11 protein-coding genes are annotated in these 18,200 nt (G+C 26.5%); 5 read left to right on the top strand and 6 right to left on the bottom strand.

Annotation, left to right across the window (positions count from 1 at the left end):
- Positions 1 to 46 precede the first annotated feature (46 nt).
- Genes GQX97_RS10075 through GQX97_RS10055 form a run of 5 tightly spaced genes read right to left on the bottom strand, consistent with a single transcriptional unit; the run spans position 47 to position 9,667 of the window.
- Positions 47 to 622 carry a 4Fe-4S single cluster domain-containing protein gene (locus tag GQX97_RS10075; RefSeq protein ID WP_157151827.1) on the bottom strand — a complete coding sequence of 192 codons (576 nt, stop codon included), beginning with the start codon at positions 620 to 622 and terminating at the stop codon, positions 47 to 49.
- A gap of 5 nt (positions 623 to 627) precedes the next feature.
- Positions 628 to 2,475 (bottom strand): AAA family ATPase, encoded by a 1,848-nt coding sequence (locus GQX97_RS10070; protein ID WP_157151826.1) that lies wholly within the window; start codon positions 2,473 to 2,475, stop codon positions 628 to 630.
- Positions 2,476 to 2,487: 12 nt separating this feature from the next.
- Complete coding sequence (locus GQX97_RS10065) at positions 2,488 to 3,621, bottom strand: hypothetical protein (RefSeq protein WP_157151825.1); 1,134 nt, start codon at positions 3,619 to 3,621, stop codon at positions 2,488 to 2,490.
- A gap of 11 nt (positions 3,622 to 3,632) precedes the next feature.
- A complete protein-coding gene (locus GQX97_RS10060) occupies positions 3,633 to 5,717 on the bottom strand; it encodes a hypothetical protein (protein WP_157151824.1) in 2,085 nt (694 codons plus the stop codon).
- A gap of 2 nt (positions 5,718 to 5,719) precedes the next feature.
- Positions 5,720 to 9,667 carry an AAA domain-containing protein gene (locus tag GQX97_RS10055; RefSeq protein WP_157151823.1) on the bottom strand — a complete coding sequence of 1,316 codons (3,948 nt, stop codon included), beginning with the start codon at positions 9,665 to 9,667 and terminating at the stop codon, positions 5,720 to 5,722.
- Between the two features lie 314 nt (positions 9,668 to 9,981).
- Between GQX97_RS10055 and GQX97_RS10050 the strand changes: the two genes are divergently transcribed.
- On the top strand, positions 9,982 to 10,935 hold the full coding sequence (locus GQX97_RS10050; protein WP_157151822.1) for an ROK family protein: 954 nt from the start codon (positions 9,982 to 9,984) through the stop codon (positions 10,933 to 10,935).
- On the opposite strand, the gene GQX97_RS10045 is transcribed toward GQX97_RS10050, so the two are convergent.
- Positions 10,932 to 11,864 (bottom strand): N-acetylmuramoyl-L-alanine amidase, encoded by a 933-nt coding sequence (locus GQX97_RS10045; RefSeq protein ID WP_157151821.1) that lies wholly within the window; start codon positions 11,862 to 11,864, stop codon positions 10,932 to 10,934. The genes GQX97_RS10050 and GQX97_RS10045 overlap by 4 nt on opposite strands.
- A 180-nt stretch (positions 11,865 to 12,044) precedes the next feature.
- On the opposite strand from GQX97_RS10045, the gene GQX97_RS10040 reads away from it, so the two are divergent.
- The 4 genes from GQX97_RS10040 (at position 12,045) to GQX97_RS10025 (ending at position 18,127) form a co-directional block, all read left to right on the top strand.
- Positions 12,045 to 13,511: a S41 family peptidase gene (locus GQX97_RS10040; protein WP_157151820.1), complete on the top strand. Its 1,467-nt coding sequence runs from the start codon at positions 12,045 to 12,047 to the stop codon at positions 13,509 to 13,511.
- 131 nt (positions 13,512 to 13,642) lie between these two features.
- Positions 13,643 to 15,652, top strand: coding sequence for a penicillin-binding protein 2 (gene mrdA, locus GQX97_RS10035; RefSeq protein WP_157151819.1), 2,010 nt, complete (start codon positions 13,643 to 13,645; stop codon positions 15,650 to 15,652).
- Positions 15,645 to 16,961, top strand: coding sequence for an FtsW/RodA/SpoVE family cell cycle protein (locus GQX97_RS10030; protein WP_157151818.1), 1,317 nt, complete (start codon positions 15,645 to 15,647; stop codon positions 16,959 to 16,961). Before mrdA ends, GQX97_RS10030 begins: the two co-directional genes overlap by 8 nt.
- The gene (locus GQX97_RS10025; protein WP_157151817.1) at positions 16,961 to 18,127 is read left to right on the top strand and encodes a fused response regulator/phosphatase; all 1,167 of its coding nucleotides are present in this window, start codon (positions 16,961 to 16,963) and stop codon (positions 18,125 to 18,127) included. Before GQX97_RS10030 ends, GQX97_RS10025 begins: the two co-directional genes overlap by 1 nt.
- Positions 18,128 to 18,200 lie beyond the last annotated feature (73 nt).

Raw genomic sequence — 18,200 nt, 5'->3', positions numbered from 1 at the left:
TTTGCTTATCATTATACAAAAACTATATATTTTGTAAAGATATATATTAATCTATTTTAGAAGGCCAGCCGTTAATTTTTATTGTGTTTTTATCTATTATAACTTCAAGAGAAACATATCCTTTATAATTATCAAAATCCTTTTGAGTATAAAAATCACTTAAAAAATATATTTTCTGATTGCTTGAGCCTATAAAACCTCTCTTTTCATCATAAAGCTCATCTATATATTCTCCGTCTATCAAAACATCAGTATATTTCAATAATTCTAAAGACCCATCAAAATTTGAATTATTAATTTCTTCTAAAGTATATCCGCTAAAAAGTATTACAGATAAATTATTTTTTCTGCACCATTTTGAAATATATGAGAGTCCCTTTGACTGAAGTATAGGCTCTCCTCCAAGAAGAGTAATTCCTTCTATATTATAATTTTTTTTGCTGTATTGTATTTTTTCTATAATATCATCACAATCTACTATATGTTTTTTTATAATAGGCTGCATATGAGTGTTACAGCAATTTTTACATCGTTTCATGCAACCTTGAGTCCATATTGCAAATCTTTTTCCTATACCTTCAGATTCGGTGCATTCTCTTATACTATTAATATTTAGTAACATATATATTATTCTAACTTAAAATCAAATTCTGCTATTGTAGCTCTAAACTGAGTTATTTTTATAGTTCTTCCTTGAAGCGAATCTATATTTTCAAATATAAAATTTGAAAGAGGGTTAATTATTTTACTTTCAAGTACATTTAATACACCGCGTCCACCATTCTTTTTATCAACTGCATTGGATATTGCTGAATATGCATTATCTTCATTTTCAAATTTAATTTGAGCTTTATATTTTTCTTTTATAAAAGTTTCTATATATTTGAATTTACTTTTTGCTATATTATTAAGGAAATCAGTACCGTCAATAAAATTAAAAGGAACTATATTATCTCCAATTCTATTTAAAAGCTCTGGTCTTTTTAATTCTTCAACAAAATGTTTTTTTACATGTTCTAAAAACTTATTATATACTTGTTCTTTATCGTCTGTGTAATCTATTTCACTTGAACCTATATTTGAAGTAAATATTATAACAGATTCTGAAAAAGATACTGTTTCTCCTTTACCATCAGTTAATCTTCCGTCTTCAAGTATCTGTAAAAACTTATCGAGTATTCTTCCATGTGCCTTTTCTATTTCATCAAATAAAATTACAGAGAATGGTTTTTCTTTTATAGCATTAGTAAGCTGCCCACCTTCCTCGTAACCTACATATCCCGGAGGAGCTCCTACAAGTCTTTGGTCGCTATGTTCATGATTAAACTCTGACATATCAAATCTTATGCAAGCACTTTCATCACCAAATAAAAACTCTGCTAAAGATTTTGCAAGTTCTGTTTTACCAACACCAGTAGGACCTACAAAGAATAACACGCCTTTGGGTTTTTTCTGTTTTGTTGAATGCTGTATTCCAGAAAAACCTGTAAATGCTCTTATTATTACGTCTTTTACTTTTTCTATTGCTTCATCTTGACCCTTTACTCTTAAAGCTAAAGTTTCTTCTATATTAGATAATTTGCTTTTACTTAAATCTTCCCAAGGGCTTTTTTTCTCTCCGTATTTATACAAATTAATTATTTTATCTGCACTGAGTTTTGTATCTAATTGCATTGAGAGTTTCATTATTTGTGCTATATCTTTAAGTTTAAATCCTTCCAAAGAATCTATAAAATCATTTCTTCTGTTTTCATCTAATGGTGGGTCTAAATTTATTAAACTTTCATTATTTTGTATAAAAGTTTCTCTCTCTGGTCTTGATGGGGTAGGTATATTAATACAGCTTACATCAGAATTATTTAAATAGTATGATGAAGGTATTGTTGAAAGTTTATTTGTAATTATGATTATGGATCTTTTTTGTTCTTTAAAATCATTATCAAACATATCATAATTCATAGATTCTCTTAAAGCCTTTCCTATTATAGATAGCCAATTTCTTTCATTTTCACTTAAAGAAGCATTAGAACCAAATATATAATCAGAATAATCTATAATAAAACATATACGATTATTTGCTTTTGATTTTATTTGCTGAAGCACATAATTAAAAAATTCATTAATATCTTTATATTTAGGACCTTGATTATTATTATTGTCTGCTAAATCATTATCCTCGTCTAAAGCATAAGCATTACTGTTTGGAGCTTTATTTGCTTTCTCCTCTCCAAATGTTAAATTAGAGATCTTTGAAACATCATAATCAATTCCGTCAACTCTGTCCCATTTTATAACATTATTAAATTTACTATCTTCATTTAACACTCTAATAATATAATTTGAAATATATTCATATTTTCCAGTTTTTCTGTTTCTTATTATGTCAGAAGAATTTCCGCTTAAAATTATAGAGCCTTTTAATTTAGAATCTCTTATAAATCTATCAAGCCATAAATCTATTTTTCTCTCTTCCATTATTAAAACTCCTTATAATGTTCTTTCATTATGTTTATTAATATCTATAGCACCTTTAGATATTCTGTCAGGGTTTTCCCATAACACTTTTTTGTCAGACAATCTTATAGAATAAATTTCTTCTAAATCTTTATTAAATTTATCTATATCTTTTACGCATGTTGAACCTTCATAATTATCAAAAATATATTCCAATTTTCCATTAAGTCCAACCTTGCATACAGCTCTTTTTCCTGATGGTTTTTTAGCCATAATTTTTACTATTCCGCCATTATCATCTTTTATAAGCTCAGGAGCTGAAACTTCAAACTCGCTTCCTTTTAATGATTTTATTATAGATTTTACTACCTCTTTTCTTACTTCCTCTGTTATTTGTATATCATCTGTTTCTTTATCTATTACTTCAACATCTTTTACTATGTTATCAATATTGTCTGAAGAATTATTCAAAGACTCTTTAGCAGCTTCTATCTGTTTTAATAATTTATCTCTTTTTTCAATATTCTCTTTGCTTTCAATATTTTCTTTTTTGAGATTATCTTCAATATCCTCTATTTTTGTTTGCAATACTCTTTTTTCTCTCTCTTTTTCTTTTTTTGCTCTCCATTCGCTTGCATTTGCATTAGCTTCATCTATAATACTTTGCACTCTGCTTTCTATTTTTTTACTATAAATATTCATCTCTTTATCTGTAACACCTTCATCATTTAATAATTCATCTCTTAAAGCATTAAATTTATCTTTAGCAAAATCAATTAAAATAATATCTTTTATATTATTTATAGTATTATTAAAATAATTTAAAACAGCTTGTTTATTTTTATTTTTTTGCTCTCTTATTATTCTCTCTTCTTCTCTTTTTCTATTTAATGCCTCATTTCTTAAGTAGTTTATATCAGAGCCTACTCTGTAACTTAAATCTCTTGCTGTAAAAGGATCTGTATTAACAATTCTTTCTATCTCATTAATCTGTATGTTTATATTTTCTATAGATATATATTTATCAAGCCCTTCATTAATAATATTTTGTATAGACTGTTTATGTCTTGCAATTGCATTTATTACGTTTTTTTGGGCATTCTGTTTTGCTATTTCTTCACGTCTTTTTCTTTCAAGTTCATAAAAATAAGAATCATGTTGGCTCATAATAAACTCCTTTATCTTTTTTTATTTTTTTTATTTTTACTGCTGTTATCACTAATATTATTTTGAAGTTTGTTTCTTATAGTTTTCAATTTATCATTAATTATTATATTTCTTATAGATGATTCTTCTATACCCAATTTGTTTGAAATATCTTTTATTTTTCTATCTATATTATCTAAATTATTCTTAACATTGCCATTAATACTATTAATTTGTTTTATATTTTCAATAGAAGAATTATTATCATAAATATATCCGTAATTTAATTTTAAATTTTCTTCTATGCTTTTTATATTGTTTGCTATACTATTAATAGCATCTTCTGCCAATGATAATTTTGGAAATCTATATTTAGTGTCTGATATATATTTTTTTATCATTTCTATAAAAGCATTCTTATATAAATTTTTTGCTATACTCTCTATATCTTTAATATTTATTTTTAATTCATTTAAAAAATTAAATAAGTTATTTGTATCAGATAGATTTGAAGATATTATATTATTCTTTTTTATTATGCTTATATACAATTTAGAAATAATGTTATTATTATTGTTTACTTTAGAATATATCTCTTTTAAATATTCTATAAGTGTGTTTATATTCTTTATACTATTAGCTTTTTTATTATATGAAAGTATATAATTAATAATTTTTTCTATATTATCATCTTTAATATTTATTTGTTTTGCTTGCTCTGTAATATCATATAAAAACTCAAAAGCTTCATTAAAATCTTCTTTGCTGTTAAATATTTCTAGCATATTATTTCTAAATTCATCAACTCCTCCTATAAACAAATTTATCAATAATATTCTTTTATCTCTCTCCTGATACTTATTGATAATCTCTTTTATTATTGAAGTCAAATTACTATGATTATTATTAACAGCATATCCTAAAACAATATTCCCATTTCCAAAATCATTATATACATTAAAATTTGCTATATTTATATTAGTTTTATCTTTATTTAATGCTATGCAATTTTCTAAAGGCATATCCTCATTCATACTAATATATATTTTTTTATTATTTATATCTATATTGAAACTATCATCTCCATATACTAATACCAAATTAGCATCAGTTTTAATTTCATCTTTATATAATTTTTTATTTATTATAATATAGTCTTTGTTTTTTAATATTTTTTTTAATTGTTCATTTATTTTATCTAATGTATATATATTGAGTAAATTTGAAAATTTGCTGTAATTAAAGTCATTTAATTTAAAATCATAATTATTTGTAAATATTTTATTTATATTTTCAATTACTATTTTGTTAATATTTTGGTCTTCCTTTCTATCTTTTAACTCTATTTTTCCATTTTCAAGCAAATTAATTTCATTGTTAAAGTTTTTCCAAAGTATAGTATATATTCCTCTTTTTATATCTTTTATTTCCGATGTAGCCTGAAGCCAAGGAAATTTATTTTTATCTTTATAGCTTTCTATGATTTCTTTTGCTCTATTATAATCAAATATTATCTTTGAATTATCATCATTTTCTAGTTCATCTTCTTCGTTTGAGTTATTCTCATCATCGAAATCATCGTCATCAAAGTCATCATTATAATCATATTCATCATCTAAATCATTTTCTAAATCGTCATCTTTGTCAAAATCTACTAATTTTATGCCTTTTGGAGTTTTATCTAATTTATTATCGTTAAATAATTCAAGTTTATTTTCTAATACATCAGAAAGAAAAGAAACTCTTTCATTTCCATCTTCTCCCGGTAATAATCCTTCACTTTGTAATTTTCTTCCTGTTTCTGAAATTTTGATTTGAGATAATTTTATATCATTTAAAGAGATATTCTCGTTTATAAATATATCATCTGTTTCTATGGCTTTCATATTAAACAATTCTATTAAAGACTCTTTTACAAGTAAATCTGAATCTGGTATACATAGAAAATTTTCAATTATTTCTTTTAGAGATTTTTCATTATATTTTTCATCGTATTTATGTATTAATAACTCTAATATAATCCATTCCATTATTATAGATTTTCTTGATGTAAAATGATTAACAATAGAATCAAATTTTATATATGGTCTTGAAAAAGATATATTTGCTATTTTCATTATTAATTATCCATTTTATTATTATTGTATTCTTTTAAAATATTTTCTGCTTTTTTATACGATATTACACAATCGCTATAAAATAAACAGTCTTTATAAATTAAATCAGCTATTATTCCTTTATATACTTTTTTATTTTCTTTTCCTTCTCTATCCATATTAGGAAGTTCCACATCTAATTTTTCATACAATGTTTTGGCTCCTACTATTATTAAAGCTTTCTGAGCCCTTGAAAAAGCAACATTCACCCTTTCAAAAGCAGTGATATGTTTAGATTTTGATTTTCCTGTTTGAGGATTTCTTACTAAACTCACTATTACTATTTCTTTTTCTTTACCTTGAAATTTATCAACCGTATTGATATCTATATATATAGACGAAAAATCAGTGCCTTTTCTTCTTTCTTCTTTCAGTATATTTCTAAGTTTATTCACTTGAAGCTGATATAAACTTATTACTCCTATTGTAGGTCTTTCTTCTAAATTTAATTTTTTATATGCATTAGCTATTTTTTTTAATAACTCTATTATAATATTTATTTCTAATATATTAGAATAAGAAGTGCTGTTTTTGTAGGTAGATTCATATATATTTTCATATTTATTGTCTGATGTTTTTATTGAAGATGAATCTATCCAATAGGCATGTTTATTTCTAGATATAAAAGGTAAATTATCTGTTCTTTTTATTTCTAATTTATGGTCTTTAATTATATTTTCTTTATCTTTTATTCCTGATTCTAATTTTCCTTCATAGAATCTATTTATAATATTCATTATATCAGTATGCATTCTAAATTGAGTTAATAATGAATGCTTTATTTCCTCAGGTGCTTTTTCAAAATATTCTTTAAATATTGAAGAAGTTACCATCTTTTCAAATTTATTGAAATTTTCTTCTGTTAGTATATTTCTTATTTCCTTATTTTCTTCAGTATCTTCTATAGTATCAATAATTTCTTTATATGATTTTTCGTACTCTCCAAAAAGAGGAGGGAGCTGTCTATGGTCTCCTACAAGTATTACCTTTTTTGATTTGAGCATTGGTATTAATAACTCAGCAGGTGTTGCTTTACTAACCTCATCTATAATAACTACATCAAAATAATTAAAGCCTTTATCTTCAAGAATCCTTGTGTTTTCTGTGCAAGAAATACCTACAACATTACATGAGTTTATATATTTATCTTTAAAAAATGAATTTTCATATTTTATATCCGCATTTTCTAACTTATCTTTAAATCTTTTAATAATATTTTCAAAATTATCTCTTATATCTTTATCTTCTTCTATGCTTTTAGAAATTTCTTCTTTTTTTGATAATAATATATTATAAATTTCATCATTAGGCTTTTCATCAGAAATATCATTTTCTTTTTTTATATCATTTATTTTTTTATTATCTTCATTTAAGCTTTTTGTTAAATTAGCTTCTTCTTCATCTATAATTCTTATTCTGCCCTCAGAAGTTTTTAACTGATTTTCTAATTCTTTTGTATCTTCAACTTTTAATGAATCTTTATAAGTATTAGAACATTCTTCTATATTATCAAAAAATTTTTTTATTTCATCTATTTTTGAAATATTTTTATTTATACATTCTTTTATAACACTAGTATTATTAGAATTTTTATATTCATTTATTATACTATCATCTAATAAATCTTTATAAGTTTCTTTTAGTTCAAAACTACTTGTTTTATGATTAGACTTTTCTTTTTGTAATTTTTTAAGTTTTGGGATTAATTTTATAGCTTCTTCTTCAGATGTATTTTTATCTCTTATTTTATCTTCTATTACCTTTATTTCGCTATCTAAAAGAAGTACTTCATGAGATTTTTCAATATTGCTGGAAGATTCTACATCTTTCTTCATATTATAAAAATAATTAATATTTTTATAAATCTCTTTTATTCCTTTTGTAAGTATTTCTTCTTGCATATTGTCTGTATTGAGATTAAGAATATCAATTTTTATGTTTTCTAAAGAATGCATTTTATCATTTATATTATCTAATATTAAATTAATATAATCTTTAGGAAGTATAATTTCTATGTCATTATTTTCTTTTATAAATTCATTGAAAAGATTTATCTGATTTTTTATTCTATTTAAATTACTATTTTTATTTTTTATACGGTGAATTTCTTCATTAAAAGCATCTATATCATTATGCAATTTTTCTTTTTCTTCTCTTAAACTATTCAATTTATTCGTATATTGTTTAATTCTTTCTATATACTGATTTATATCTCTCAAGTATTTATCTAAATTATTTATTATTCTTTCATTATTTTCCCATTTATTTAAATAATTAGAATCTAACTTATCAGCTATATTTTTAAAAAAGTAATTTAATGCTTTATCTTCTGTCATATGTTCTATATCTTCTGTACTTTTTTGTGCATTAAGTCTTATAGCTCTTATAATAGGCTCTTTTGCAAGTCTTTCTAAAGCATTGTCAACTGCTAAATTAGTTTGAGATGCTATTAATACTCTTTCACCCCTTGAAACAAATTGATATATCGCCTCAGCTATTACTGTAGTCTTACCAGTACCCGGAGGACCTTGTATTAAACAAACATCTTTAGCGGCAAGCATTTTTATTACAGCCATCTTTTGTTCTCTATTGTTTTCTATGTCCTTATTTAGCCATGTATCTATTTTTACATTTTTAATATTTGGTATTTCTGCACTCTTTATATTGAATAGCCATAAAGGAAGATTAGGACAATAGCTTTCATCTCTTCTTAATCTTGCTATTGCAGATTGAAGTCTTCTTAATAATACAAAATCACCCACAGCAGATAATGCTAAAAATCCATCTTTTTTTAATTTATTGAATATCTTTTCTTCAACATAAGCCTTTACTAATTTTTTATCTAAAACATCATCTTTAACTTTATCTTTTAATTCATCTAAAATACTTTCTTCTATTTCAAATGCCATTTCTATTAAATACGGATTATCAGAAATGGATTCTATATTTTCTTTTATATCTTCATCTATTATATTAAAATCAAATCCATTAATTCCTTTTTCTTTATTTTTTTCTTTTACTTTGTTTAACTCTGCTATATCTTCTTGAGATATGTTGTAATTCATCTCTTTTATTATTCCTACATATCTTCCCAAAGGTATAGCATCTCTATTCTTTCTACTTTTTTCATTAAATTTAAATATCCATTCATTTGATGAATATTCATTATCAAATACTTTTATATTTTCTCTTCTAAAATATTTTCTTATTTTATCAAAATCATTTTTTGAACGGGCTACCAAATGAAATATAATATACTGTTTATCTTCATCAAAATAGAAATTAAAATATTTTATTCCAGCTAATCTTATTTTTACAAGCTCTTTTCTCCAATCTAAATAATTACTCCAATTTTCAAGATTTTTATTTAAATGTTTGGCAATAGATTTATCCATAGTATAGTTAATCAATTCATTTAAATATTCTCCTCTATATCTTGGAGGAATATTAGTATGATAAGGAGTAACATCTATTTCTGTTTCAATTTTCTTACATCCATCATAGTTCCCTATAATAACTATTTCATTTATAACAAAGAATCCTACGCTTACATATCCTCTGAAAGATAAAGTTAAATCATCACTGATATTATCTTCTAAAAACCTGCCTTTTTGAGGTCTTAAATATAATTTTCTTAATTCTTTTTTTTCTCCTTTTTTATTCGTATAAGTATGAGAGGCATTTGTAAAATAATAAGTATTATTATAACCTTCCCAAAAACATTCTTTTAATAAATAATTTAATTTTTCATCATTATTTTTTATACCATAAAAAATATTAGGGAAGTTTTTCTCTAATTCTTTTATACTATTATTAAGTTTTTCAATATCATTATTACTATATTTTAAATATAAATAATCTAATTTGTCTTCATCATCACTAAGATTTAGACTAATGTTTTCATCAGACATTTTGTATTCTCCATTTATATATAGTAATTTTTTATATTTATATAATAATATTATTAAATTATTGTTTTTTAATGAAAAAAGATTTTATATGAATTTTTGGAATTATAACATAAAAAAGTTATAAATCAATAAAATTGTGAAAAATATGTTTTATATTACCACTGTTATATTAAGTTTATTTTTGTTAAAATATATAATATTTTTATAAATGATAAATAAATTATTGTTTATTAATTTTATAAGTGTATTAATCATTGACAATTTTTTATCTTAATACTAAAATGATATTATAAAATTATGGAGGCATATAAACAATGAAAGATGCTGTTATAGCTTTAGATATAGGAGGCACTTCAATAAAAGGTGCTATCATTAATGAAGAGGGAAATATTTTATATAAAGATAATTTTAATATAGAAGCAAAATTTACCTCTGAAGAACATAAAACAAATATATCAAATATAATAAAAAAGCTTTTAGAGAACATGCCTTCAGAATATAATGCTATAGGTATTGGTTTAGATTGTCCGGGAGTTATGAACTCTGAAACACTTCATATGGGTGGGGCAGAAAATGTTCCCGGTTTGAAGGGTATTAAGTTTTCTGATATAGGAGATTTATTTGATTTACCTGTAAAAACTGCAAATGATGCTAGTATGGCGGCGTTAGGTGAGGCAAAATATGGAAGCGGTAAAGATAAAGAATATAAATCTGTGATGTTTGTTACACTTGGTACAGGAGTTGGAGGCGGATTTGTGCTTAATGGGAAATTGTTTACTGGTTCTTTAGGCGGAGCTGGAGAAATTGGGCATGTATTTGTGGTTCCTGATGGAGATAAATGTAATTGCGGTTCAAGCGGTTGTATAGAGCGTTATGCTTCTGCTACTGGTTTTATTGCTATGGCTAAGCAAAAAATTCATAAAAATGTTGTTCCTACTACTTTAACTTATGAAGAATTGGAAAAGAATAAAGCTAAGGCTATATTTGATGCAGCTAAAAAAGGCGACCTTCTTGCTAAAGAAACTATTGCAGAATGCTCTTATTATTTAGGTATGTCTATAGCACAGGCTTTAAATATGCTTGATTTGGATTTGGTTCTTATAGGCGGTGGTCTTTGTAAGGATTTTGATATGATGATAGAGCATATTAAAAGAGGTGTTAATAATTATGGGCTTAGAATGATGGTAAGTAACCTTGAAATAAAACCTGCTTCTTTGGGAAATGATGCTGGTGTGTTAGGCTGTGCTGCTATGTTCTTTAAGAATTAATTGCAGTAAACATCTACTAAAGCTTGATATATTTTATCTGATATATTGCTTAATGCTTTAGTGCTTCCTAGTTTCCAATCATGTATAAAGCCAGATTCTATCATAACAGAAGGTACATCTTTTTTGAATGTTTGTTTATTGTATTCATATTCAAAGCTATCACCTAATAAAACTAATCCTCTTAAAGTGATACCTTTGTTTAATAAATCTTCTTTATTGTAGAATCTCCAAACATTGTCTGGAAGTATATTATCTATTGCTATGACAGGAGATATTTTATAGCTTTCTTGCATTCTTTCAGATATTTTATTGGCAATTTGCATAGAAGTTTGAAACTCTCCATTGTATGGACTTACTATAACATGAAATCCTTCTGTTTTTTCTCTTCTTTTTATATATGGCATATAATCAAAGTGTAAACTTATCAAAGCATCAAAATTATTGTCTATGGCATAATGTCTAATAGCGTATAGTTCCATAGTTTGATATCTTGTTAAATTTCCAACTCTCTCAGTTTCTTCTAATTCTGTGTTGTATATACCTAATAATTTTTGATAATTATTTGTTATATATTCTTTTATATGTTTATCATAATAAGCACCAGTTCTGCTTAGTGTATATTCAAATCTATCGTCTTTATCTAGTATTGCTGTAAGCTGATTTGCAAGTCTTAAAGTCATGTAATATTCATATCCCAAAAAACCTACAGCACCTTTTGTAACAGCATTATGACCGGGGTCTATTAATATTTTAATTTTTTTATTTTCTTTTTTATTGCTTACATAATTATTTTGATTAGTATTTATTTTTTTAAAATTTATATCTTTACTAATATTGTCATTTGCTGTTATCATTAAAGAAGAAAATGATATTATAATTAATACAATAATAACTGTAGAAAAAATTATAAAACGATTTTTATTTTCCATAATTAGTTTGCATATCGGATTTTTTGTTATAAATTTTATTTGTTAATATATGTAAATATATATATAAAATAATATTAATATGTATATTCTTTTTTTTACATTTATGTTATAATAACAATTATATTATAGAGAAAATTGAATAAATAATTTTATATTTATTAAAAATAGAGGTTACAAAATATGATGAAAAACAAAGAGAGAGCATTATGGATATTTCTTTTAATATTTGTTTTAGCTATATCATTTTTTAATTTTAAGAGTCCTTCAATAGCAATAGCACAGCAGGGTATGGCACAATCAGATAATGATTTTTATTATTATAGTAGATTATTCCAAAAAGTTTTTGCTACATTACAGCAGAACTTTGTTGATACCAATAATGTTACTACCAAAAAACTAATGTATGGTGCTATAAAAGGTATGCTTGAAGCTACCGATGACCCATTTACATTTTTGCTTGATGAGAAATTAAATGAAGCACTTAGCACAGAGATGTCTGGAAGATATGGCGGAGTTGGTTTATCTATATCAAAGCAGCCAGATAGAGGCCTTTTGGTTGTAGCTCCTATAGAAGATGGTCCGGGTGAGAGGGCTGGAATATTGCCGGGAGACATTATTATAGAGATAAATGGTGAAAGCACTAAAGATATGTCTGTAGATAATGCTGCTAATATTATGCGTGGAAAAGCTGGCACTAAAGTAAAATTAAAAATAGTAAGACAGGGCGTAGTTGAGCCTATAGAATATACTTTAACTAGAGCTATAGTTGAAATAAAAAGCGTAAAATACAAAATGTTGGAAGACAGTACTATAGGATATATTAGAATAACAAACTTTGGAGATGATACTTCAAGAGAATTAGAAAATGCTTTAGTTGATCTTAAAAAGAAAGGTATGACAAAGCTTATATTAGATTTGAGAAATAATCCGGGCGGAAGATTAGATACAGCTATTAATATTGTAGAAGAGTTCTTGTCTGATGGTAAAATAGTTTATACAAGAGGAAGAACTAAAAATGAAAATCAAGACTATTATGCTACTGTGAAAGGCGATCAATGGGTAGATGGCGATATGATAGTTCTTGTTAATCAATATAGTGCTTCTGCCTCAGAGATTTTGGCTGGAGCTTTACAGGATAATAATAGAGCAAAATTGTTAGGTGAAACTACATTTGGTAAGTTTAGTGTACAGTATGTGTTGCCTTTAGATGTAAAAGATAATACAGCATTTAAGTTTACAGTAGCACATTATTATACACCTAATGGAAGAAGACTTCATGGTAAAGGATTAACTCCAGATTTTGTTGTTGTTGAACCTAAATTAAGTAATACAGATGTAATAGCATTAACAGAACTTAGAAAAGGCGGACAGATTGCAGAATATGTAAAAAAATATCCGAAAGAAGAGGCTGATGAAAATGCTTTACCTCAATTTAAAGAACAACTTAAAAATCAAAATATAATTGCTAGCGATTATTTGCTTGAGAGGCTGATATATAATGAACGTAATTTGGGCAATTATAATGAGATAGTTGATCTTAGATATGATAAGCAGCTTAAATCTGCTATTGATTATTTAAATACAGGAAAACAGCCTCCGCAAGATAAAGAAGAACCAAGAGAAAATTGGTCTAATGAAAAAGAATAATTAAGTAAATTTTAAGGTATATGTAAAATATAGTTTTTGCATATACCTTTTAAATTTTTTATTTGCTTAAATTTAATTGATAAATACCGTTATTAATAATAGTATAAAAAATTTTATAAGGATTTTTTTATATGACTTTTTTAGAAATTGAATTAAATAAAGATAAAAAAATCGAAGGTGAAGATTTTAAATATAAAAGAAAGCTAATAGTAGTATTAATTATTTCTGTATTAATATCGGCTATGCTTATTATTAGACTATTTTATTTGCAAATAATTTTAAACTCTCATTATGATAGTTTAGCAAGAAACAATAAAGAGCAAATAATACCAATAGATGCCTATAGGGGAGAGATATTCGATAGAAACGGTGTTATTGTGGCAGAAAATATAAAAATCTACACTATGTATATTATACCTGTTTATTTGCCTAAGAATTATTTTGAAAGAGAGGAGCTCTTATATAGGGTATCTAAATTATTTAATATAGATTTAGGTTCTATAAAAGAAAGTTTATCTAAAGTTTCTAAAAACAGTTATGATTCTGTAGAGATATCTGATAATATTACTATGTCTCAAATGAGTTATTTGGCAGAGCGTTCTGAAGATTTTCCGGGTGTATATTATGGAAGTAAATCTATAAGAAATTATCCGCTTGGTGAAACTATGACGCATATATTGGGCTATATAGGTAATATTTCACAGGAAGAATATGAAAGCAAGAGAATAGAAGGTTATAGAAGAGACAGCGTTATTGGTAAGGAGGGTGTTGAGCAGTATTATGATAAAGAGCTTAGAGGAATAGACGGTTATGAGCAGTGGATAGTGGATTCAAGAAACAGAGTAAAAGAAACTATCACTCCTGCAGTTGGAAAACCAATACCGGGTAAAAAATTAATACTTAGTATAGATTCTAAAATACAAAAGGATGCAGAAGAGCTTCTTAGAGGGCAGGTTGGAACTATTATAATATCTAAACCTACTACTGGTGAAATACTTGCTATGGTAAGTTCCCCTTGGTATGACCCTAATATTTTTATAGGTAAGATAGATGCTAAAAAATATTCAGAACTTATCAATAACCCAGCTAATCCATTTTGGAACAAGGCTATAAGGGGAAGATATCCTCCGGGCTCTACTTTCAAGCTTGTTAGTGCTTTGGGAGCTCTTGCTGAGGGAAGAATAGGAGCTTATACTACAAGGTTCTGTGCGGGCGGTATGCTTCTTGAGAACAGATTTTATAGATGTACTGGTCATCACGGCTATGTTAATATGTATAAGGCTATTCAATTTTCTTGCAACACTTATTTCTACAACCTAGCTTATGAGCTTGGACCAAATTTTATAAAGAAATATGCAGAGTTATTAGGCTTTGGAGAGCTTACAGGTATAGATTTACCGGGTGAGAAAATAGGTACAGTTCCTAGTTCTGAATGGAAGAGAAGAAAGATTGGTGAATATTGGTGGGACGGTGATACGCTTCAATATGCTATTGGTCAGGGTTATATGTCTGCTACTCCTATAGCGGTTCATATGGCTACTTCTGCTATCATAAATGACGGTATTATGTATAGACCTCATGTTGTTAAAGAGATTAGAAGTTCTCAAACTGATGAGGTGATATATAATAATGACAAGATTGTAATGAAAAAAATAGATATAAGTAAAGATATATTCACTGTTATAAAAGAAGGCATGAGAATGGCTGTATCAGGCGGTACTGCAAGAAACGGTGCTTGGTCTCCAAACATAAAATTGGCAGCTAAAACTTCTACGGCACAAAACGCTCAAGGTAAAGACCATACTTGGATTACTATTTATGGACCTTATAATCAAAGACCTAAAGATGATATGATTGCTGTAACAGTTATGCTTGAAAACAGTGGTGGTGGTGGTGGTTCTACCGCTGGACCTATTGCTACTGCTATGCTTCGCTCTATAATAGACGGTGATGACGCTATACAGGCTAGAAACTCTATATATGGAAGAATGCAAAGTATATATAGACAAATTAGAATGGCTAGAGAGCAGCAGGCTTTAGAAAATGCCCAAAACGCAGAAAACACTGAAAATGCAGAAAATAATGAAAACACTGAAAACAATATAAATACTCAAGAGGACAATAGAATACAATATGAATGAAAAAAAAGAATTAAAAAGATTATTCGTATTTGATTGGAGAATACTTATTTCTATACTTTTTCTTATGGTGGCAGGTGCTATAGCAGTATATTCTTCTACATATTCTCCAGATTCTGGAAAGACTAGTTGGATATTTTTGAAGTATGTATTTTTCTCTGTTGTTGGTCTTGTTGTTATGTGTATCACTATGTTTCTCAACTATACCAAACTTGCAGAACATAGAATGTCTTTATATATACCAATGCTTGTTGTTTTGATACTTGTACTTATTCCGGGGGTTGGTACTACAATAAATGGAAGTAGCAGTTGGCTTTTTGGTATGCAGCCTTCTGAGTTTGGTAAGATAGTAATGATTATATTTTTGGCTGGTTATTTGGATCAAATAGGCGATAAAATAAAACAAGAGAAATACTTTATAATAGCTGGTATTTTTATTTCTATACCTATTGGGTTAGTTTTAATGCAGCCTGATTTGGGTACTGTTTTGGTATATTGTTTTATAGTATTTGTTATGCTATTTGTGGGAGGGGTTCCTTTAAGATATATTATATCATTATTAAGTATAGGTGTTATAGGGTTATCTATACCTATGTTCTTGGAATATAAGAGAATGTCTGATGATATAAACAATATTCTCTTTAACTTCCTATCACAAAGGCTTTATATAGGATATATTGCTGGAGGATTTTTGTTTATATCAATACTTCTTCTTACAATAAACTTCTATATGAATAACAAATATGTAGAATTATTTTCATTTACATTTTTTGTTTTATTTTTAAGTATGTGTGCAGCTTTAACTTTTGATATAGGATTAAAAACTTATCAGAAAGAGAGATTATTAGTATTTATGAACCCAGAGCTTACTAGGCTTAGTTCTGGATACAACATTATTCAATCACTCATTGCTGTTGGAAGTGGGGGGCTTTTTGGTGAGGGCTTTCTCAATGGAAGTCAGTCTCAATTAAACTTTATACCTCAGCAGGTAAATGACTTTATTTTCTCAAATATTTGTGAGGAGTGGGGGTTCGTAGGAAGTGCTTTAGTGGTATTGGCTTATGCTACTATATTTGTGAGGGGCATTACTGTTGCATATTTTGCTAAAGATAGGCTTGGGGCTTTGATTATATCTGGTGTAATAGCTATGTTTTTGTGTCACGTGCTTATTAATATTGGTATGGTGGTTGGTATGATGCCTATTACAGGTTTAACTTTGCCTTTTGTAAGTAGTGGTGGTTCTTCAATTTTAACTTTTTCTATATCTATTGGGCTTATATTTAATGTTGAAGCTAGAAGGTATGTACATTAATGGCTATTACAAGAAATAATATTTTAACAGAGAAAGTATTAATAGTTGATACTAATATTGATTATGCTAAGTTTATTCAAAAATTCTTAAAAAAAAATAATTATTTATGTTATATAGCTTTATCTTATGAAGAAGCTATTAATATGACATATGAAAAAATACCAGATTGTATATTGGTTGATTATATGCTTCCTAATGCAGGAGCTTGCAGATTGGCTGATTATATAAAATCTGATAATTTATTAAAAAATATAGCCGTACTTTTTTTAACTGCTTCTGATAATAAAACAGAATCCCTTAAAGCTTTTGACTGCGGGGCTGATGGTTTTTTTGAAAAGTCTATTGATACTGATTTGTTTCTTTCTAAAATGAAGTCTTATATTAGGCTTAAAAAGGCGATAGAGTCTAATATGATGTATATGGATATACTAAAAAGAGATATAGAATATGCTGCTAAACTGCAAAAAACTATACTCTCTTATGGTAATACATCTATACCAAAAAATGAAATATCTATACATCATTATGCTCCAAATGAGGTTTCTGGGGACTATAGCGGTATAAAGCTTATTAATGATGGATATTATGCTATACTTCTTGCTGATGTATCTGGGCATGGGGTGGCTGCTAGTATGCTTACTATTTTGATAAAATCTTTTTTTGATTCGCATGCTATTATAGATGATAAAAATACTTCACCTGCTGTTTTTTTGGAGAAGCTTAATAAATTTTTCATAGAAGAGGGGTTCGATAAAAACTTGTTTGCCTGTTTGTTTTATGCACTTTACAATAATGATACAGGTGAATTATTATGCTCTTCTGCGGGCTCTCCAAAACCTATTTATTATTCAAATAGCAAAGATGAAATATGCACTGTAGATATAGATGGTCCTTTAATTGGAATGATTGCTGAGAGTGAATATACAGAAATGAAAGTTCAATTAAATAGAAATGACATTTTATTTGTCTTTACCGATGGTGCTTATGAGGTATTTGATGATAATAATAATATGTTTGGCGATGAACATCTAAAGCAAATATTCTCTAAAAATGTTAAAAATAATGTTGATGATATTAAAGAAAAAATTATATCTGAGATAAAATCTTTTACAAAAGAACCTTTAAAAGATGATGTTAGCATGATTCTTTTAAAGAGAACTAATTAATCATGTATTAAACATTATTTAAAAAAATAAAAATTAAATCATCACAATAATTATCTTTTTTTGTTTAAAAAAT

This window comes from Brachyspira sp. SAP_772, from assembly GCF_009755885.1.
Taxonomy (GTDB): domain Bacteria; phylum Spirochaetota; class Brachyspiria; order Brachyspirales; family Brachyspiraceae; genus Brachyspira.
Note: the sequence above shows the minus strand (reverse complement) of the source record. Positions and strands in the feature narration are given on the sequence as shown.